The organism is Devosia alba (assembly GCF_039938915.1).
GTDB classification, from domain to species: domain Bacteria; phylum Pseudomonadota; class Alphaproteobacteria; order Rhizobiales; family Devosiaceae; genus Devosia; species Devosia alba.
In genome coordinates, this window is the sequence record NZ_JBDUUI010000011.1 from 93,888 (window position 1) to 112,502 (window position 18,615).

The 18,615-nt window shown below is 63.7% G+C and carries 18 protein-coding genes and 1 pseudogene; 10 read left to right on the top strand and 9 right to left on the bottom strand.

Translation table 11 applies throughout. From position 1 onward, the window contains the following. Nucleotides 1-86: 86 nt before the first annotated feature. Together ABFY71_RS15520 and ABFY71_RS15525 are read left to right on the top strand one after the other, a co-directional pair. On the top strand, nt 87-338 hold the full coding sequence (locus ABFY71_RS15520) for a hypothetical protein (RefSeq protein ID WP_347946877.1): 252 nt from the start codon (nt 87-89) through the stop codon (nt 336-338). 132 nt (nt 339-470) lie between these two features. Then, the gene (locus ABFY71_RS15525) at nt 471-1,118 is read left to right on the top strand and encodes a DUF4389 domain-containing protein (protein ID WP_347946878.1); all 648 of its coding nucleotides are present in this window, start codon (nt 471-473) and stop codon (nt 1,116-1,118) included. A 312-nt stretch (nt 1,119-1,430) separates the two neighbouring features. Here ABFY71_RS15525 and ABFY71_RS15530 read toward each other — a convergent pair whose 3' ends face one another. From ABFY71_RS15530 to ABFY71_RS15545, 4 genes are all read right to left on the bottom strand, one after another. Beyond that, a complete protein-coding gene (locus tag ABFY71_RS15530) occupies nt 1,431-1,880 on the bottom strand; it encodes a hypothetical protein (protein WP_347946879.1) in 450 nt (149 codons plus the stop codon). Nucleotides 1,881-2,031: 151 nt separating this feature from the next. Then, nucleotides 2,032-3,432, bottom strand: a complete 1,401-nt coding sequence (fumC, locus tag ABFY71_RS15535) for a class II fumarate hydratase (protein WP_347946880.1) — start codon at nt 3,430-3,432, stop codon at nt 2,032-2,034. A 126-nt stretch (nt 3,433-3,558) separates the two neighbouring features. Then, complete coding sequence (gene rpmF, locus ABFY71_RS15540; RefSeq protein WP_305576500.1) at nt 3,559-3,738, bottom strand: 50S ribosomal protein L32; 180 nt, start codon at nt 3,736-3,738, stop codon at nt 3,559-3,561. Nucleotides 3,739-3,896: 158 nt separating this feature from the next. After that, a complete protein-coding gene (locus ABFY71_RS15545; protein WP_347946881.1) occupies nt 3,897-4,610 on the bottom strand; it encodes a transglycosylase domain-containing protein in 714 nt (237 codons plus the stop codon). Between the two features lie 134 nt (nt 4,611-4,744). On the opposite strand from ABFY71_RS15545, the gene ABFY71_RS15550 reads away from it, so the two are divergent. From ABFY71_RS15550 to ABFY71_RS15565, 4 genes are all read left to right on the top strand, one after another. Next, entirely contained in the window at nt 4,745-5,647 is a 903-nt protein-coding gene (locus ABFY71_RS15550; RefSeq protein WP_347946882.1) for a polyprenyl synthetase family protein, read from the top strand. A 4-nt stretch (nt 5,648-5,651) separates the two neighbouring features. Continuing rightward, complete coding sequence (locus ABFY71_RS15555) at nt 5,652-6,290, top strand: MOSC domain-containing protein (protein WP_347946883.1); 639 nt, start codon at nt 5,652-5,654, stop codon at nt 6,288-6,290. A 10-nt stretch (nt 6,291-6,300) separates the two neighbouring features. After that, on the top strand, nt 6,301-6,768 hold the full coding sequence (locus ABFY71_RS15560) for a YbaK/EbsC family protein (protein WP_347946884.1): 468 nt from the start codon (nt 6,301-6,303) through the stop codon (nt 6,766-6,768). A 70-nt stretch (nt 6,769-6,838) separates the two neighbouring features. Continuing rightward, nucleotides 6,839-7,198, top strand: coding sequence for a type 1 glutamine amidotransferase family protein (locus tag ABFY71_RS15565; protein WP_305576511.1), 360 nt, complete (start codon nt 6,839-6,841; stop codon nt 7,196-7,198). Nucleotides 7,199-7,269: 71 nt separating this feature from the next. Here the strand turns inward: ABFY71_RS15565 and ispG are convergent, their stop codons facing one another. Next, on the bottom strand, nt 7,270-8,511 hold the full coding sequence (gene ispG / locus ABFY71_RS15570; protein WP_347946885.1) for a flavodoxin-dependent (E)-4-hydroxy-3-methylbut-2-enyl-diphosphate synthase: 1,242 nt from the start codon (nt 8,509-8,511) through the stop codon (nt 7,270-7,272). A gap of 125 nt (nt 8,512-8,636) precedes the next feature. Here ispG and ABFY71_RS15575 point away from each other — a divergent pair, with 125 nt between their 5' ends. Both ABFY71_RS15575 and ABFY71_RS15580 read left to right on the top strand, forming a co-directional pair. Then, nucleotides 8,637-8,960, top strand: a complete 324-nt coding sequence (locus ABFY71_RS15575; protein ID WP_347946886.1) for a YkvA family protein — start codon at nt 8,637-8,639, stop codon at nt 8,958-8,960. A 103-nt stretch (nt 8,961-9,063) separates the two neighbouring features. Beyond that, on the top strand, nt 9,064-9,549 hold the full coding sequence (locus ABFY71_RS15580) for a DUF421 domain-containing protein (RefSeq protein WP_347946887.1): 486 nt from the start codon (nt 9,064-9,066) through the stop codon (nt 9,547-9,549). A gap of 39 nt (nt 9,550-9,588) precedes the next feature. Here the strand turns inward: ABFY71_RS15580 and pyc are convergent, their stop codons facing one another. From pyc to ABFY71_RS15600, 4 genes and pseudogenes are all read right to left on the bottom strand, one after another. Then, a complete protein-coding gene (pyc, locus tag ABFY71_RS15585) occupies nt 9,589-13,029 on the bottom strand; it encodes a pyruvate carboxylase (RefSeq protein ID WP_347946888.1) in 3,441 nt (1,146 codons plus the stop codon). Nucleotides 13,030-13,130: 101 nt separating this feature from the next. Beyond that, complete coding sequence (locus tag ABFY71_RS15590; RefSeq protein WP_347946889.1) at nt 13,131-13,547, bottom strand: protein tyrosine phosphatase family protein; 417 nt, start codon at nt 13,545-13,547, stop codon at nt 13,131-13,133. A 127-nt stretch (nt 13,548-13,674) separates the two neighbouring features. Then, nucleotides 13,675-15,168 (bottom strand): annotated as a pseudogene (locus tag ABFY71_RS15595) (putative bifunctional diguanylate cyclase/phosphodiesterase). 202 nt (nt 15,169-15,370) lie between these two features. After that, nucleotides 15,371-16,414, bottom strand: coding sequence for a glycine betaine ABC transporter substrate-binding protein (locus ABFY71_RS15600; RefSeq protein WP_347946890.1), 1,044 nt, complete (start codon nt 16,412-16,414; stop codon nt 15,371-15,373). Nucleotides 16,415-16,638: 224 nt separating this feature from the next. Here ABFY71_RS15600 and ABFY71_RS15605 point away from each other — a divergent pair, with 224 nt between their 5' ends. Then, nucleotides 16,639-17,847 (top strand): ABC transporter substrate-binding protein, encoded by a 1,209-nt coding sequence (locus ABFY71_RS15605; RefSeq protein WP_305577257.1) that lies wholly within the window; start codon nt 16,639-16,641, stop codon nt 17,845-17,847. A 114-nt stretch (nt 17,848-17,961) separates the two neighbouring features. Beyond that, nucleotides 17,962-18,576: a class I SAM-dependent methyltransferase gene (locus ABFY71_RS15610; RefSeq protein WP_347946891.1), complete on the top strand. Its 615-nt coding sequence runs from the start codon at nt 17,962-17,964 to the stop codon at nt 18,574-18,576. The last annotated feature ends 39 nt before the right edge of the window (nt 18,577-18,615 follow it).

An 18,615-nucleotide genomic window follows, 5' to 3' on the forward strand; every position in this document is an offset into this window, starting at 1 on the left:
ACCGATTGCTCTTAAAGGGGTAGTGGGCCAGATAATGTGTCTCAGTTTGAGACAGCCTGGCCCGTTTCGAGACAAACGAGGCGAATATGGCCAGTAGTGAAACACCCCAGTCCGGCCTTCCGGCGACCACGCAGCCGGCCACCCCCCGTCCCTCGCTGGCGCGCAGCCAGACCGGGGCCGCCTTTGTCAGCCAGCTGCTGGCCGCCCGCGCCAATCTGCCCGCCCAGCGCCTGCGCCGCCGCGGCAGCAGCGAAGGCGCCATCGGCGCCTATGCCGACGGCGCCAAAGTCGCGGTCAAGCGCATGCCGGCGGGGTTTCGCAAGAGCGTGATGGCGTAACTGATGACTTGACGGTGTCAATTCCCGGTCTGCGCGCCAACAGCAAGCCCGCATGAGGGCTTGATCTGCGTCAAGTGTCGGCGTCGCGACCCTGCTAGGGTAAGCTAGTTCACCTGACATATGAGGGCTGAAATGGTTGACGTGGCTTCTCCCGCTCCCCGCGCGGTCCGCCTGGACATCGACTATCCTGGCAAGATGGATCGGCTATCCACCTTCTTTCGGCCGATCTGGGCCATTCCCATCCTGATCATTCTCGGGCTGCTATCGGGTGCCGGCAACAGCCGTTACGTCACAGAAGCGGGCCGGGTGGTCGAATCCAGCGCCGGCGGCATCACCGCTGGCCTGTTCGCGGCCACGCTGCTGATGCTCCTGTTCCGGCAACGCTATCCACGCTGGTGGTTCGATTTCGCCCTGGAACTGGGCCGCTTCGGCGCGCGCGTGGCCAGCTACCTGCTGCTGCTGACGGACCGCTACCCGTCCACCACCGAAGCACAGTCGGTCCACCTCGACGTCGCCTATCCCGACGCCGAACATGATCTCAACCGCTGGCTGCCGCTGGTCAAATGGCTGCTCGCCCTGCCCCACTACATTGTCCTGCTCGTGCTCGGTGTGGCAGTCGTGCTGGTGACCATCATTGCCTGGTTCGCCATCCTGCTGACCGGCAGCTATCCGCGCGGCATGTTCGACTTCGTGGTCGGCGTCGGTCGCTGGGCGACGCGGGTCTGGGCCTATGCTTTCCTGCTCGCCACCGACGTCTATCCCGCTTTCAGCCTGCAGTGAGGCCAGCGCGCCGGGCGAAGGCCCACGGTCAACGCCCGGGCCCGCCGCACCTAGTTTGCGCCACCGCCATCGGCGCCTATGCCGACGGCGCCAAACTCGCCGTCAAGCGCATGCCGGCGGGGGTTCGCAAGGGCGTGGTGGCGCAGGTGGAGCCTATATCGCCAACCAGTAACGCGGCCCCAGCTGATCAATCCAGATGCCCAGTGCCTATCGCCTGGGGCATTTTTTTGCCGGTGCGGCCGTACTGAAGCGTCCAGTTTGGCCGTGATGCTGCTACAGGCGTGACGTCGCTACAGAGCTTCCCACCGCGCCCTAGTTCATCGTGACATCGCGGTGGGCGCTGGTGATTGACACCGTAAACCCGGCGACCACATCGATCAGCGCCATCACCATGAGCAGGAAGAACACCGAACTCGCGGCGGCCCCTACCAGCAGGAATTCGATCAGAAATGCCACGAACAGCACCATGGAGAGCATGTGCTCGGTGATGGAATTGCGCCCGCTATTGGTGGCTTTCAACACTTCGAAAAACAGCATGATGATGCCGATGACCAGCAGGAAGTCGCCGGCAGTGATCGCCCAGGGCGTGCCCGACACCATGGGGATGGTGAACAGGCCCTGGCCCCAGCCGAGCGGCGCGCCGGCATAGAACAGGAAGGCCACCACATTGTAGATCACAAAGGGCACCACCAGCAGCGGCGGCACGAACCGCCCATTGCGGCGTGGCGAACGATGGGTGGGCATGATCACGGTTTCGGTCATGGCACGGCCTCGGGTTGCGGACGTCAGCATGGCAGAGCCAGGTGACGCCGTGAAGCAAAACCAACGCGGGCCCGCCCTGCCTGTTCCCCTGAGTGGCCCGGGCCGCTTCGTCCCCTCGCCCCCCAGGGGAGAGAGGACGAACGACAAGCGGTTACGACTTCAGCTTGAGCGGGCCGACCATCAGCTCGGGCTTCACTTCAGCGTCGAATTCTTCGCCGCTGAGCAGGCCCAGTGCGATGGCTTCTTCGCGCAGCGTCGTACCGTTCCGGTGCGCCGTCTTGGCGATCTTGGCGGCATTGTCATAGCCGATGCGCCGGTTGAGCGCGGTCACCAGCATCAGCGACTTGTCGACCAGCTCCTGAATGCGCGCGCGATCGGGCTCGATGCCGACCGCGCAATGGTCGTTGAATGACTGGGCCGCATCGGCCAGCAGCCGCACCGACTGCAGGAAATTATAGGCAATCACCGGCTTGAACACGTTGAGCTCGAAATTGCCCTGACTGGCGGCAAAGCCGATCGCCGCATCATTGCCCATCACCTGCGCCACCACCATGGTCATGGCTTCCGACTGGGTCGGATTGACCTTGCCCGGCATGATCGAGCTGCCCGGCTCGTTTTCCGGAATGGTCAGCTCGCCCAGCCCCGAACGCGGGCCGGAGGCCAGCCAGCGCACGTCATTGGCAATCTTCATGAAGGCGACGGCAAGCTGCTTGAGCGCCCCCGAAGAGCCCACAAAGGCATCGTGGCCGGCCAGCAGCGCGAACTTGTTGGGACCGGTAACGAAATCACGCCCGGTCAGCGTGGCGATCTCCTCGGCCACCGCAACGGCGTAATCGGGATGGGCATTGAGCCCGGTGCCGACCGCCGTTCCACCCAGCGCCAGTTCCTTGAGCTGGGGCAGCGTCGCCTTGATATTGGCCAGTGCATAGTCGATCTGCGCCACCCAGCCGGAAATCTCCTGGCCCAGCGTCAACGGCGTCGCATCCTGCAGATGGGTGCGGCCGATCTTGACCACGTCCATATAGGCTTCCGCCTTGGCCGCCAGCGTGTCGCGCAGCAGCATGACGCGCTTGAACAGATAGCCTTCAATGGCCTCGACCGCCGCAATATGCATGGCGGTGGGATAGGTATCGTTGGACGACTGGCTCATATTGACGTGGTCATTGGGGTGCACGGGCGTTTTCGAGCCCATGGTGCCGCCGGCCAATTCGATGCCGCGATTGGAGATCACCTCGTTGACGTTCATGTTGGACTGGGTGCCCGAGCCGGTCTGCCACACCACCAGCGGGAAATGCGCTGCCAGCTTGCCGGCAATCACTTCATCGGCCGCCGTCACGATCAGGTCGCGCGTGGTCTCATCAAGCAGACCCAGTTTGTGATTGGCCAGCGCCGCGGCCTTTTTCAGAACGCCGAAGGCGGTGATGATCTCGCGCGGCATCTTTTCGCCGCCAATGTCGAAATTGGCCAGGCTGCGCGCGGTCTGGGCGCCATAATATTTGTCGGCGGGCACATTGATGGTGCCCATGGTGTCCGATTCAACGCGCATCGTCATGGCAATCTCCGGGAATTGGGGCCGCGCCGAACCGCGGCAAGGCAAAGAAAAACGGCCGACCCCGTCAGAGGGTCGACCGTTGGCATATCAGAAGGGAGCGCATCGCGCTGCCAGACTCAAGAACTACTACTTCTTGACTTCAAAAACTTGACGACCGCGATACATGCCGGACTTGAGGTCGACGTGATGCGGGCGACGCAGCTCGCCCGAATCCTTGTCTTCGACATAGGTGGGGGCGGACAGAGCGTCATGCGAACGGCGGAAGCCGCGCTTCATCGGCGAGGTCTTGCGTTTTGGCACTGCCATGATCGGTACTCCGAATTCAATATCGTTGCGCCGCCAGAGCGGCCCAGAGACTTATCTCTGATGGGGTTGCTGGGCTCTATAGAGGAACTCCGAGCCCTTGGCTAGAGGCTTGATGCTGACTCTGGCCAACAAATCCAGCGCCGCCCAAAGCCGCCAGGCTAGAGCGCCAGCTGGCCATTCCTGCCGACGCAATTGGCCCGCTCTCCGTAGTCCTGTACCCGGCGCGCGATGATCCCGGCAATCCGCACCATGCCCGCCGAGGGTCGCCCCGGCTGACGCAGCATGGGATTGGGCAGCGCGGTGACCAGCAGCGTTGCGGTGCGCCAGTCCAGATCTTGTGGTTCAATGCCAAAGGCCCGCTCAGCCCCCGCCGCAATGCCGAACTGACCCTCGGGCCCCCATTCGGCAATGTTGAGGTAGATCTCCATGATGCGTTTTTTCGGCAGCACCAGATCGATATAGACCGCCAGCGGTACTTCGAGCGCCTTGCGCAACACACTTTGCCCATTCCACAGGAACAGATTGCGCGCCACCTGCATGGTGATGGTGGAGGCGCCGCGCGCATCCTCGCCCGCCATGAAGCGCGCCACCTCATCGCGCAGCGCTGCCACATCAACCCCCCAATGGCGGCAGAACTGCCCGTCTTCCGACAGCACCACCGCCGCCTTGAGCCGGTCGGAAATGTCGTCGATAGACCGCCATTGCCGCTCCATCGGCCATCCGGTGAGCAGGCGCGACAGCATGGGTACCGAGACAGGATTCACCACCAGATAGAGCGGGGTAAGCACTGCGGGCACGGCCATGACGAGGGCCAGCGCCATGCCCAGATTGCGCAACAGCGCCCAGATGCCGGTGAGTTTGCGTCGTGCCATGGCCTTTCCATAGCCATCCCGACCGGTGCACGGAAGGCACAAAGGTGCGGTTTTGCCCATCGGCATGCGCTTGTGGCGCCTTGCCTCGCTACGATGGCTTGCCGCCCCGCCACCAAACCGGCTAGCAACAGATCATGTATGATTTTTCTGCCGATATGCGCGATTGCGCTACCGAGATTGAGGTGGCGCTGGGCAATTTGCTCAGTACCGCCAAACTGTCTGGCCCCGGCCCTGCCGCCGAGCGGCTGGTCGCTGCCATGCGCCATGGCAGCCTTGCCGGTGGCAAGCGCCTGCGCCCCCTGCTGGTGCGCCAGGCCGCCGCCATCTTCGCCGTACCCACCGCCAGGGCGCTGACCGCCGGCCTCGCCATTGAACTGGTCCACTGCTATTCGCTGATCCATGACGATCTGCCGGCCATGGACGATGACGATCTGCGCCGCGGTCGGCCCACCGTGCACAAGGCGTTTGACGAGGCCACCGCCATCCTGGCCGGCGATGCCTTGCTTACCGAAGCCTTTGCCCTGCTGGCCGCGCCCGACTGTCACCCCGATCCGGCCATCCGCATTGCCCTGGTCGCCGAACTGGCCCGCGGCGCCGGTGGTGGTGGCATGGTGGGCGGCCAGATGCGCGACATCGAGGGCGAACAGGGCGGCTTTTCCGGCGACGACATTTCCACCATGCAGGCCATGAAGACCGGCGCGCTGATCCGCGCCAGCGTGCGCATGGGGGCCCTGTTGGGTGGCGCCGATGCAAGGGGGCTGGCCGTGTTGACCGCCTATGCCGAGGCCGCCGGGCGGGCCTTCCAGCTGGCCGACGATATTCTGGACGTCACCGCCTCGGCGGCCGCCATGGGCAAGGCCACGGGCAAGGATGCCGAGATGGGCAAGCAGACCCTGGTCACCACGCTGGGTGTTGAGGGGGCCCGCCAGCACTTGAACGAAACCGTCAGCACGGCGTTGTCAGCCCTGCGCACCTTCGGCCCCAAGGCCGACGGATTGCGCGCCACCGCGCGCTATTTCGCCAGTCGGGAGCACTAGAGCCTTGGCCATCCTTGCCAGCGTCAATATCGGTCAGGCCGAGCCCATTCCGGGCAAGAAAACCGCCCAGACCGGCATCTTCAAGCGCCCCGTTGCGGGCGAAGTCGAGCTGACCCGCGAAGGTCTCGCTGGCGACGCCATTCTCGACCGGCGTCATCACGGCGGCAAGGATCAGGCGGTCTATCTCTATTTCGCCGATGACTATGCCTGGTGGTCCACCACACTCGGGGCCGAAATCGACCCCGGGGTGTTTGGCGAGAACCTGACCATTGGCGGCGTCGAGGGCCGCAACGTCGCCATTGGCGACCGCTTCATCATCGATGAGGTGGTGCTCGAAGTCACCTCGCACCGCACCCCCTGCCTGACCCTGGCTGCCCGCATGGGCGACTCGAAATTTGCCAAGCGCTTTCACCAGGCCGGTCGGCCCGGCGCCTATTGCCGGGTCCTCAAGCCCGGGACCGTGCATAGCGGTGAACCGGTGCGGCACGAACCCTTTGCGGGCGAGCGCATCACCGTGGCCGACCTGATGGCGCTCGACGGGGTGCGCGAACTCGACCCCGATTTCATGCGGCGCGCCCTCAAGGCGCCGCTGCACCACAAAACCCGCGAGGACTATCAACACCGCCTCGCCCGCCTGTTCTGAGAGTATTCCGATGAGCCTGCAGTCCGTTCAAGCCGATCTCGCCGCCCGCGCCCCTGAGCTCGTGGTGGAAGTCACCGCCGATTCCACCGCCACCGTGCAGACCGCGGCGCTGGTGCATGGCGTCGAACCCGGCCAGATCGCCAAGACCCTGTGCATCCGCGTTGGTGGCGAAGTGCTGCTCCTGGTGACGCGCGGCGATGCCCGGCTCGACAACCAGAAATCCAAGGCCGCCTTTGGTGGCCGCCCGCGCATGCTGGGCGCCGAAGAGGTCGCGCAGCTGACCAGCCATGAGGTTGGCGGCGTCTGTCCCTTTGGCCTGCCCGCCGCCCTGCCGATCTGGCTCGATACATCGCTGCAGATTTATGATCTGGTGATCCCGGCCGGCGGCGATACCCATGCCTCGGTCCGCGTCTCGGTCAACCGGCTCGCCGAACTGTGCGGCAATTGCTGGGTCGACGCGTGCCAACCGCCGCTCTAGGTGTTTGATTGGTCGCGTTTTCGAACCGCACAGTGAAGCCACTTCTGCAGAAAACGCCTAGGAGCCTGCCATGCTGATCATTCTCATTTTCATCACCGTCATCAGCGCCCTCGTGACCACCGGCTTTTCGCTGGCCGCCCTGTTCTTTCCCGGCCTGATCGTGCGCGATGGCGAGGCCACGCCCACCGCAAGGGTATTCGCGCTCTATGGCCTGGCCCGCTCGGTGGCCTTGCTGCTGGTGGTGCTGTGGGCCGCCTTCCGCGCCGACGCCACCGCATTGATCTGGCTGGGCACGCTGGCCGGCATCATCCTGCTCGCCGACGCTGCCGTGGGCACCCAGACCGGCGACAAGCTGAAAATCTGGGCCCCGCTCGGCCTGGGCCTGGCCCAATTGCTGGTGGTCGTGCTGGCGATGTGGTTCGTCGCGTAAGTCGCGCGAACTTTTGTCGCGGGCAGGTCATTGGAACGGCGGGGCCGGGAGAACCAGCCCACCACGCAAACCTACTCCGCCGCGTCCCGCTTGCCGGCGCCGAACTTTTTTTCGATATAGTCCGCCACCATCAGCTTGAACTGCTCGGCCACATCGGCGCCGCGCAATGTGGCGACCTTCTGGCCATCGACAAACACCGGTGCGGCCGGGGTTTCGCCGGTGCCGGGCAGGGAAATGCCGATATTGGCGTGCTTGCTCTCGCCCGGCCCGTTGACGATGCAGCCCATCACCGCCACCGACAGCGTTTCGACGCCCGGATAGCGTTCTTTCCATTCCGGCATCGAGCGCGACAGATGCTCCTCGATGTCCTGGGCCAGCGTCTGGAACGTCGTCGAGGTGGTGCGGCCACAGCCGGGGCACGCCGCCACTGTCGGCACGAATTGGCGGAAGCCCATGGTCTGCAGCAATTCGCGCGCCACCTTGACCTCGGTGGTGCGATCACCACCCGGCTCGGGGGTCAGCGAAATGCGGATGGTGTCGCCAATGCCCTGCTGCAGCAAGATGCCCAGCGCCGCCGAGGAGGCCACCACGCCCTTGGTGCCCATGCCCGCCTCGGTGAGGCCGAGATGCAGCGCATAATCGCAACGCGCCGCCAGATCCTGATAGACCGCGATCAGATGCTGCACGTCCGATACCTTGGTGGAGAGGATGATCTTGTCGCGCCCCAAGCCGATCTCTTCGGCCCGTTGCGCGCTCAGCAGCGCCGACTGGATGATCGCCTCGCGCTGCACTGCAGCGGCGCCCAGCGGACTGCCGGCAGCAGCGTTTTCATCCATCAGCCGTGTCAGCAGCTCCTCGTCGAGCGACCCCCAGTTCACCCCGATGCGCACCGGCTTGTCATATTTCAGCGCCAGCTCAATCAGCGTCGAAAACTGCGTGTCGCGCTTGGCCTTGAAGCCGACATTGCCCGGATTGATGCGATATTTGGCCAGCGCGTCGGCACAGGCCGGATGATCGGTGAGCAGCTTGTGGCCGATATAGTGGAAATCCCCCACCAGCGGCACGTCATGGCCCAGCACGGCAAGGCGATCGCGGATGATCGGCACGGCGGCCGCCGCTTCGTCGCGATCCACCGTGATGCGGACGATTTCCGAGCCGGCCCGCGCCAGCGCCATCACCTGGCGTACTGTCGCCTCGATATCGGCGGTATCGGTATTGGTCATCGATTGCACGACAATGGGGGCGCCGCCGCCCACCATTACGCCGCCCACATTCACACCCACCGCCTGCCTGCGCATCGCCGGACCAGCCATCAAACACCTCACTCGTTCGCGCACAGAAATAGGCCCATGATGATGACGGCGCAATGTCTGTCGAATCTGATCGTCAGAAGAGCCTGTGCCCTTGAACCAAGCCAGGGCATGCCCATTTATATCTCATGATCAAAACGCTCCTCCCCCGTATCGTTCTGTTCCGCAAGGAAGTCGTCCTGCTCTGGCAAGCCTTCTTTGCCCCGGCAACGCCATTCTATCTCAAGGCGGCGACGCTGTTCACCGCCTTCTACCTGCTCAATCCGTTTGACATCATCCCCGATGTCATCCCGGTGCTGGGCTGGGTCGACGACCTCATTCTGGTCCCCTTGCTGGTCAGCTGGATCGTCAGTCGCCTGCCGATCAATGCGCGCGCCGACCATCGCGACCGCAATGATCGCCAGGGTCGCCGCGACGGTCCCGTGATCGAGGGCACCGCCCGCCGGCACTAGCCAGCAAGCCCTAGGCCCGACTGAACCATTCTGACGCTCTGACGTTGCAGACAAGGACACCGTACCCGCGCGGTGTCCTTTTTGTTTTGCAGGGGAGAGCGCCATGGACTGGTCAGCAATGTTCTTTCAGGACGCACAGGGCATCGTGCGGACACTGATCGTCGGCACCCTGGCCTATATCGTGCTGGTGCTGTTTCTGCGCATTTCGGGCAAGCGCACACTGGCCAAGCTGAACGCCTTCGATCTAGTGGTGACCGTCGCCTTGGGCTCAACCCTCTCGGCCATCCTGCTGCAGGAATCCATCGCCCTGGCGGAAGGCGCCACGGCACTGGCGCTGCTGATCTGCGCGCAGTATCTGGTGACCTATGTCTCGGTCCGCTCCAACCGCTTCGCCGAAATCGTCCGCAGCGAGCCAAGCCTGCTGGCCAAGGATGGGCAATTCTGTGCCGCCGCCCTGACCCGCGAACGCATTACCCGTGACGAAGCCCTCAGTGTGGTGCGAGCCCAGGGCGGCCGCGACATTGCCGATGTGCAACTGCTCGTGCTCGAAAGCGACGGCAGCATCAGCGTCCGCCTCAACCCCGATTGAGCAGCAAAGGCCCGGATCGCTCCGGGCCCCAATTGTCCGCTATTCCAGGCGGATCAGCAGATCCTTGGCGTCGATCTGATCGCCCGGCTTGACCAGCACTTCGGCAATCACCCCGTCGATTTCGGCATGGATGGCGGTTTCCATCTTCATCGCCTCGATCGAGCAGAGCACGTCGCCTGCGGTGACCTGCTGGCCCTCCTTGGCATTGAGCCCCGAGATGACGCCCGGCATCGGCGCGCCGATCTGTTTGGCATCCCCCAGCGCGACCTTGGCCCGCACCTTGACCTCGCCCGCTTTCAGGCGATCGGGCACGGTAATGGTGCGCGGTTGACCATTGAGGTCAAAAAACACCCGCACTTCGCCCTTGTCATTGGTTTCGGCGCGGCTGAGATATTGCAGCACCAGCGTCTTGCCCTTTTCGAGGTCAACCAGCAATTCCTCGCCTTCACTCAGGCCATAGAAATACACCGGTGTCGGCAGCACCTCCGTGGGGCCATAGCGATCCTGGGTCTTTTCAAAATCAGAGAAGACCTTTGGGTACATCAGATACGAGGCGAGGCGGAAATCATCGATCGGATGGCCGACTTCATCGGCGATCTTGCTGCGCTCGGCTTCAAGATCAACATCCTTGAGATAGGAGCCCGGACGCTCGGTAAGCGCCTTCTTGCCCTTGAGCACTTTTTTCTGCAGCGCCTGGGGGAAGCCGCCCGGCGGCTGGCCCAGATCGCCGGCAAAAAAGCCCACGACCGAGTCAGGAAAGGCGATGTCGCGCCTGGGATCTTCCACATCAGTGCGGGTCAGACCCGCCGAAACCATGGCCAATGCCATGTCGCCCACCACCTTGGAGCTTGGCGTCACCTTGACGATATCGCCGAACATCTGGTTGACGTCGGCATAGGTCTGGGCGACCTCGTGCCAGCGGGTTTCCAGACCCAGCGAGCGTGCCTGTTCCTTGAGATTGGTGAACTGGCCGCCCGGCATTTCATGCAGATAGACTTCCGAGGCGCCGCCCTTGAGATCGCTCTCGAAGGCCCGGTACTGCGTGCGCACCGCTTCCCAGTAAAACGAGATCTGCCGGATGGCCCCGGCATCAAGCCCGGGGTCGCGATCGCCATCGCGCAGCGCCGCGGCAATCGAGCCCAGTGTTGGCTGGCTGGTCGTGCCGCTCAGCGCATCCATCGCTGCGTCAACCGCATCCACCCCGGCATCCACCGCCGCCAGCACCGTGGCGGCGGCCGCCCCAGAGGTGTCGTGGGTATGCAGGTGGATCGGCAGACCGATCTCCTGCTTCAGCGTCGCGACAAGCCTTTTGGCCGCCGCTGGCTTGAGCAGGCCCGCCATGTCCTTGAGGCCCAGGACATGGGCGCCGGCCGCCTCGAGTTCCTTGGCCAGACCGACATAATATTTCAGGTCATATTTGGCCCGGTCGGGGTCCAGCATGTCGCCGGTATAGCAGATCACCCCTTCGGCCACCTTGCCGGCCTCGATCACGGCGTCGAGCGAGACGCGCATGTTCTCCACCCAGTTCAGGCAATCGAACACCCGGAAAATGTCGACCCCGCCCTTGGCGGCCTGCGCCACGAAGAACTTGACCACATTGTCGGGATAATTGGTGTAGCCCACGCCATTGCTGCCGCGCAGCAGCATCTGCGTCAAAATATTGGGGGCGCCTTCGCGCACCTTGGCCAGCCGCTCCCACGGGTCCTCATTGAGGAAGCGCATCGAGACGTCAAACGTCGCCCCGCCCCAGCACTCAAGGCTGAACAAATTGGGCAGCCCCCGGCTATAGGCCTGAGCGATACGGGTAATGTCGAAGCTGCGCATACGGGTGGCCAAAAGGCTCTGATGCGCGTCACGCATGGTGGTGTCGGTGAACAGCACCCGCTTCTGCTGCTTCATCCATTCCGCCAGCGCGGTGGGACCGTCCCGATCCAGTACCTGGCGGCTGCCATCGATCTCGGTCAGTACGCCGAATTCGGGCACCACGGGCTCCGCCGCATCTGCGGGTGGCCGGGGCCGGTCGCGCACTTCGGGGTGGCCGTTGACGGTGACGTCGGCGATGTAGCTCAACAGCTTGGTGGCACGATCCCGGCGCGGCTTGAAATTGAACAATTCCGGCGTCGTGTCGATAAAGCGCGTCGTATAGCGGTTCTCGACAAAATCGGGATGGGTGATGATATTCTCGAGGAACGCCAGATTGGTCGAGACGCCGCGAATGCGGAACTCGCGCAGCGCCCGGTGCATGCGGGCAATCGCCTCGTCGGCCGTGGGCGCCCAGCAGGTGACCTTTTCCAGCAGTGGATCGTAGAACCGTGTGATCACCGCCCCGGCGTAGGCCGTGCCGCCATCAAGCCGCACACCAAAGCCGGTAGCGCCGCGATAGGCAGTGATGCGGCCATAATCGGGAATGAAATTCTGTTCGGGATCTTCAGTGGTCACCCGGCACTGAATGGCATTGCCGTTGAGCCGGATATTGTCCTGGCTTGGCACCCCCGATTCCGGCGTGCCGATCACAGCGCCATCCAGCATGTGGATCTGCGCCTTGACGATATCGATGCCGGTGACTTCTTCGGTCACCGTATGCTCGACCTGGATGCGCGGGTTCACTTCGATGAAGTAGAATTTGTCGGTATCGGCATCCATCAGGAATTCGACGGTGCCGGCGCCACGATAGTGCGCCGCCTTGCCCAGCCGCACCGCGGCGTCAGTCAGTTCCTGGCGCACTGCCGTGCTCAGATAGGGCGCCGGTGCGCGCTCGACCACCTTCTGGTTGCGCCGCTGCACCGAGCAGTCGCGCTCATACAGATGCACCAGATTGCCATGCGTATCGCCAATCAGCTGCACCTCGACATGGCGGGCACGCTCGACCAGCTTTTCAAGATACATCTCGTCCTTGCCGAACGCCGCCTTGGCCTCGCGCTTGCCCTCCGACACTTCGGCCAGCAGCGTTGATTCGTCCATGATGCGGCGCATGCCGCGCCCGCCGCCGCCCCAGCTGGCCTTGAGCATCAGCGGATAACCGATCTCTCCTGCCATCTGCTTGATCGCTGCCGGATCATCCGGCAGTGGCGCCGTGGCCGGCACAACCGGCACATTGGAGGCAATCGCCATATTGCGGGCGGCAACCTTGTTGCCCAAGTCGCGCATGGTCTGGGCGCGCGGGCCGATGAAGATGATGCCGGCGTCCTCGCACGCGTCGACAAATTCCGGGCTTTCCGAGAGCAGGCCATAGCCGGGATGGATCGCATCGGCGCCCGAAATGCGGGCCAGCCGGATATACTCATCGATCTGCAGATAGGCTTCCACAGGGCCCAGGCCCTTGCCGATCACATAGGCCTCATCGGCCTTGAACCGGTGCAGGGCCAGCTTGTCTTCTTCGGCATAGGCCGCCACAGTCTTGAGCCCGAGCTCATTGGCGGCCCGGAACACGCGAATGGCGATTTCGCTGCGATTGGCGACGAGAATTTTCTTGATGGGCATCTGTGTCCGTCCGAGCAGGAGGGGTGAAGGGCCGTAACGGCCGGGCTCAGCGATGGTGTGACCGGCCGTGACGGTTGCCCGTCGGACCGTCAGAAAACTGTCTAGTTGCGGCCCAGATGGCCGGCAAGATGGCTCATATCGTAGCCGGCCTCGGCCGCCTCCGCGATGATCTGACTGGCATCGACTTGCCCTGCCTGGCTCAGCGCCCACAGCGTGGTGGAGCGCGTCCCGGACCGGCAGTAGCAGAAGACCGGCCCCGTGCTCCCCTCGAGCACAGCTTTGGTCTGGGCAACCATCTCCGGGGAAACCCCTTCTCGGCCCAGTGGAATGGCGTGATAGACCAGGCCCGCCGCGACTGCGGCAGCCTCGATCTCTGCGCCGGTGGGCTGATCGGGCGATTCCCCGTCTGGGCGATTATTGACGATGGCGACGAAACCTGCGGCTTTGAGCGCTGCGACGTCTTCGGGCCGGATTTGTCCCGAAACGCTGACGTGATCGTTGATCCGCTTCAAGTCCAAGTCACTACTCCCATTCGCGCAAAAGGCTTGCCTGGGTCCTTATATCCGTGCGCTGGCACGCGACGCAACCGCGGCATCACAATCGCAGTCATCAAGGCGTCACTACCCCTCCCGCCGGAGGCGCTGCTCAGGCCGCCGTGGCTACCCGTTTTTCGGCCAGCGGGAGAGGCCGGCCGAGCAGGAAGCCCTGGTAGCGCGTGCAGCCGGCTTGTCGCAGCAGGCGGAACTGTTCTTCCGTCTCCACTCCCTCGACCGGCAGCGAGCGGGCGATATCGCAGATCGCCGCAACGATGATGGCGTCAATCCGGCTGGTGCCCAGGCTGGAAACATAGGTGCGGTCGATCTTGATGATGTCGAAGGCAAAGCCACGCAGATATTGCAGGCTGGCATGGCCGGCGCCGAAATCATCGATGGCGATGCGCACGCCCAAAGCCCGCAGCGCATCGACATTGGCCAGTTCGATCCCCTGGGCCTGCAGCGGCACCGTCTCGGTGATCTCCACGATGACGCTGGCTGGATCCGTGCCGGTTTCCGCCAGCAGCGCCGCGAAGCGCGGTGCAAAATCGGCGTGCCGTAACTGGGCCGGCGAGACGTTGACGGCCACCGGTGTGCCCAGCCGCGGCAGATCCTAGCAGGCACGGCGCAATACCCACTCGCCCACCTTGTCGATCAGGTCGCTCTCCTCGGCGATAGCGATGAACTGGGCCGGCGACATGATGCCCCGCACCTTGTGGCGCCAGCGGATCAGCGCCTCATGCGACCTCACGATGAGATCGCCGTCAAACACCGGCTGATAGTGCAGTTCGAGCTCGTTCAGCATCAGGGCCGCCCGCAGTTCACGCTGCACAAAACGGCGGTGACGCTCATCACCGAGCATGTCGGGGTCGAACGGCAACACGATGTGGCGGCCACTCTTCTTACCCTTGTACAACGCCAGATCCGCCTTGGAGATCAGCTCATCCACATCGGTTGCGTCCAGCGGCGCCATGGCAAGCCCGATCGTGGCGGCCAGGCGCACCGGCCGTCCCGCAATGGTCACAGGGCGCTCGAGCCGCCGCAGCAATTCTTCGCCCAATCGCCTGAGCGCCGGACGGTTGTCATGACCAAAAACGGCAATGCCGAACTCGTCACCACCCAGGCGGCCGACCAGTGCACTGGGCAACATGTCGGCGATTGTAGCGGTCAGATGCTGCAGCGCCGCATCGCCCGCGCCGTGTCCGGCGCTGTCATTGAGCACCTTGAGATTGTCCATATCGAGCTGCAGATAGCCCACTGGCCGTTCCGAGCCGTGATAGACCTGGTTGCGCAGCGTCTCGAGGAAATACGAGCGTGTCGCCACCCCGGTCAGCGCATCACGGTGGATCGAGGCCATGATGTCCTGCGTGGCCTGGTCGGCGGCATCGACCCGCGCACCGACGACGCGGTGGCCCACGCTGAGAACTGCCAGCAGCAGCGCGCTGGCCATCAGCATTACCACGGGGAGTGTCGCCTCCTTGCCAGGCGCCCAGCCCAGCAGGGCCAGCGCGCTGGCGACAACAGCGGCAATGATCACCGTGGCTGCAGCCAAGGCAATGCTGCGATAACCGTCGACAATTTTGGAAAGCGCAGGGTTGCGGCGCATGGCAAGTATCCAGTCCAGCCCGCTAATGTCGAGCGCTGAACCATAGGGCGTCAGACGTGAACAATCGGTGAATCGTCCGCGATATAATCTTTGTGTATCAATGATTTAACTGATGAAAACAGGCTGGCCGGACAGGCTAGGCACCTTGTGTGACAGCCAAACGACAACGCCCCTGCGGCTGGGCCGGATGGTAACCCATGGGTTAACGTGTGGCCGATCCCACCCAGGCACGCCAGATTTCCTCGCGCTCGGCAACAAACCGGTCGGCAATGCCGGCAACAGTGGCGCCCGGTTCATTGAGCTGGGCCAGCAGCATGTTCATTTCCGCCAAAGGCAGGCTGCTGCGCTGAAAATAGCCGGCAATGGCCGGAATATCGCCAAACACCCATTCGCTGAGCGCCACCACCACCGTTTCAGGGGGGAAAGCGCTGGGCTGAGGTGCGGCACAGACCAGTTGCGCCAGGCACTTGGCCGCCTCGCCATCATAGGGCCCCATATCCAGCGCGAACAAATCGAGCTGACCGAGCACCGCATTGGGTTGCCAGTAATACAGCAGCACCGGCTGGATGCGACCGGCGGCCTCGGCAATCAGCGTGTCCATTTCAAAGCGGTTGGCGGGCTCAATCAGTTCCACCAGATCGCTCAATCCATGGGCGGCGATCAGATTACGGTTGATCACCGCGCAGGCCCAGTCTGGCGGGCAGGAAATGAACCGCACCTTGCGACCGCCATTGAGCGTCGGCAAGACCGCCGCCAGGTCTGCAGCCTGGCGCAGCCCCGGTTGGGTCAGCGCCAGGGTACCCGGTATGAACCAGCCTTCAAATGCCGTCTCGACATAGGTGGGCGCAGCAGGACGCAAATTCTGCGCGGCAATTCCCCTGTTCCAGATCTCGGCTATGCGCGTCGCCCACATCTCCGGCGCTACAGCCGGTTGCCCGCTCGAGCCCATCGACGAGCCGGTGGAGACCAGATCGCCCGGCGTCACCCGCACCGCACAGCCATAATGGGCGGTCAGCAAGCGGGCATGGATTTCAGCCAGGACCTGCGCTGCGGGCCAGCTCATGGCGGCAATACTGATCGTCTGGTTGCCACAGGGTGGCGGCGGCCCCTCGGGCGCCTGCGCCACGCTGGTTTGCCCGATTGCGTCCTGTGCCTGATCGAGCACGGTGAACTGTGCCGAGGCCGGTGCACTCGACAGGGCCACCACCAGCAACGCCACAATCCTGGTCCGGCCCGCAATACGCACCACGCAACTCCCTGTCAGGCCCATTCTATGCAAAAATCGCCGCCGTTAAGCAACAGTGAGGGCGGCGCTTCAGTTCCGAGCAATACCCGGTGACTCGCCCGCCTGATCTGTGCAACAGTCTGCCCAGCGGGGCGCGGGTTGCGCCCCCTTTATCGCGTTGTTTCGCCGGGCAAGACGGCTCGCCCAAGAGCCGCTCCACGGAACGACCTAGCAGAGGGACGTACATGATCAATTTCAAGCAAACCCTGGCCCTGGCCGTTGCCACATCAGCACTCGTCATTGCTGCACCGGCTATCGCCCAGGAAGTCAAGCTCGGCTTCCTTGCCGACGTCACTGGTCCCATCGCCGGCTTCGCACCAGGCATGGTCGATGCGGGCAATCTGGCCATCACCAATATCAACGATCAGGGCGGCATGTTCGACGGCCAGGACCTGGTTTCCGTCATTGCTGACAGCGCCTGCGACGGCGGCGCCGCTGGTCCGGCAGCTGACCGTCTGGTCAACACCGAGCAGGTCGTGGCGATCTTTGGCGCCTATTGCTCGGGCGCCACCATTGCCGGTGCCAATGGCTCAGCCATTCCGGGCAATGTCGTGATGATCTCCCCCGCATCGACTGCTCCAGCTGTCGCCGAACTGGACGATAACGATCTGGTGTTCCGTGATGTGGTTCCCGATTCCATCCAGGGCGTGAAGGCAGCTGAACTGCTGCTGGCCCAGGGCATCACCGAAGTTGGCGTGACCTTTGTCAATAACGACTACGGTTCGGGTCTGGCTGGCGCCTTCTCCGATGCTTTCGCGGCCGGTGGCGGCACCGTTGCCGTCAGCGTTGCGCACGAAGACGGCAAGGCCGACTACCGTCCGGAAATCGGCCAGGTTGAGGCCTCCGGCGCCACCACGCTGGTGATCTATGGCTACGAAAACGCCGGTGGCGGCGCCATTCTGAACCAGGCCATCGAGGCCGGCTCGTTCAGCCAGTTCGTCGGTGGCGACGGCATGGCGGGTGACGCTCTGGTCGCGGCCCGTGACTCGGCTTCGCTCGAAGGCATGATCCTGACCCAGGCCGCTGCGGCTGCCGGTCCGTCCTTTGATGCCCTGAACGCGCTCACCAGCGCTGCCGGCCAGGACGCCAATGGCACCTACGTAACCAACTCCTACGACGCCGTCTTCCTGCTGGCTCTGGCCATCGAGAAGTCCGGCTCGGCTGATCGTGAAGGCGTCTCTGCTGCCCTGCGTGAAGTTGCCAATGCCCCCGGCGAAACCATCCTGCCCGGCGAATGGAGCAAGGCCAAGGAACTGATCGCTGCCGGTACCGACATCAACTATGAAGGCGCTTCGGGCACCATCGAGTTTGATGATGTGGGCGACGTCGCCGGCGCCATCAACTACTTCGTCATCGAAGGCGGTGCCGTGGTGAACAAGGGCCTGATCGAGTAGGCTTTCTGACCTGATCTATCCGAAGGCCCGGGAGCGATCCCGGGCCTTTTACATTTGGGGGCCGGAACGTCATTATGATGTTTCGGCCTCAGTTGTTCGCTGACGGTTAGCCCCATGGCATTTGTTGAGGACCCGCTCGTGGCCGATGACAAGACACTCGCCTTTTACGCTGCCCATGCTGCCGACTATGTGCATCACGGCGCCGACCAGCCCAATCTGCGGCTACAGGGCTTTCTCGATAAACTGCCCGTAGCGGCCCGCATTCTCGAACTGGGCTCCGGCAGTGGACGTGACGCTGCCGCCATGTTGGCCAGGGGTTTTGATGTGCAGGCCACTGATGCCTCGCCCGAACTGGCCGCCGAAGCCGAGAAACGACTTGGCCGCCCGGTTGCCATCCTGCGGTTCGACCAGCTCGACGTCCAGGCTGACTATGATGCTGTTTGGGCCAATGCCAGCCTGTTGCATGCGCCTGCCGCCGAACTGAGCGCCGATCTGCGCCGCATTCATGCTGCGCTGCGGCCGGGCGGATTGTTCACGGCCAGCTTCAAGGCCGGCACGGGCGAAGGCCGTGACAGCCTTGGGCGCTATTACAACTACCCCGCGCCCAAGACTCTTCTGGCGCACTATGCCGCCGCCGCAGCCTGGAGCAGCGTCGAGCTCGAAACCGTCAACGGCAGCGGCTATGATCGCCTACCCACCCAGTGGCTCTGGGTCACGGCGCGCCGATGAGCAACGCCCCGCCGTGCTGGAGCAGGACGGGGCGTCGGA

What these genes read in the sequence shown, in the direction of transcription:
- ABFY71_RS15520 (WP_347946877.1), top strand. Translation starts at nt 87, where the DNA reads ATGGCCAGTAGTGAAACACCCCAGTCCGGCCTTCCGGCGACCACGCAG.
- ABFY71_RS15525 (WP_347946878.1), top strand. Translation starts at nt 471, where the DNA reads ATGGTTGACGTGGCTTCTCCCGCTCCCCGCGCGGTCCGCCTGGACATC.
- ABFY71_RS15530 (WP_347946879.1), bottom strand. Translation starts at nt 1,880, where the DNA reads ATGACCGAAACCGTGATCATGCCCACCCATCGTTCGCCACGCCGCAAT.
- fumC (WP_347946880.1), bottom strand. Translation starts at nt 3,432, where the DNA reads ATGACGATGCGCGTTGAATCGGACACCATGGGCACCATCAATGTGCCC.
- rpmF (WP_305576500.1), bottom strand. Translation starts at nt 3,738, where the DNA reads ATGGCAGTGCCAAAACGCAAGACCTCGCCGATGAAGCGCGGCTTCCGC.
- ABFY71_RS15545 (WP_347946881.1), bottom strand. Translation starts at nt 4,610, where the DNA reads ATGGCACGACGCAAACTCACCGGCATCTGGGCGCTGTTGCGCAATCTG.
- ABFY71_RS15550 (WP_347946882.1), top strand. Translation starts at nt 4,745, where the DNA reads ATGTATGATTTTTCTGCCGATATGCGCGATTGCGCTACCGAGATTGAG.
- ABFY71_RS15560 (WP_347946884.1), top strand. Translation starts at nt 6,301, where the DNA reads ATGAGCCTGCAGTCCGTTCAAGCCGATCTCGCCGCCCGCGCCCCTGAG.
- ABFY71_RS15565 (WP_305576511.1), top strand. Translation starts at nt 6,839, where the DNA reads ATGCTGATCATTCTCATTTTCATCACCGTCATCAGCGCCCTCGTGACC.
- ispG (WP_347946885.1), bottom strand. Translation starts at nt 8,511, where the DNA reads ATGGCTGGTCCGGCGATGCGCAGGCAGGCGGTGGGTGTGAATGTGGGC.
- ABFY71_RS15575 (WP_347946886.1), top strand. Translation starts at nt 8,637, where the DNA reads ATGATCAAAACGCTCCTCCCCCGTATCGTTCTGTTCCGCAAGGAAGTC.
- ABFY71_RS15580 (WP_347946887.1), top strand. Translation starts at nt 9,064, where the DNA reads ATGGACTGGTCAGCAATGTTCTTTCAGGACGCACAGGGCATCGTGCGG.
- pyc (WP_347946888.1), bottom strand. Translation starts at nt 13,029, where the DNA reads ATGCCCATCAAGAAAATTCTCGTCGCCAATCGCAGCGAAATCGCCATT.
- ABFY71_RS15605 (WP_305577257.1), top strand. Translation starts at nt 16,639, where the DNA reads ATGATCAATTTCAAGCAAACCCTGGCCCTGGCCGTTGCCACATCAGCA.
- ABFY71_RS15610 (WP_347946891.1), top strand. Translation starts at nt 17,962, where the DNA reads ATGGCATTTGTTGAGGACCCGCTCGTGGCCGATGACAAGACACTCGCC.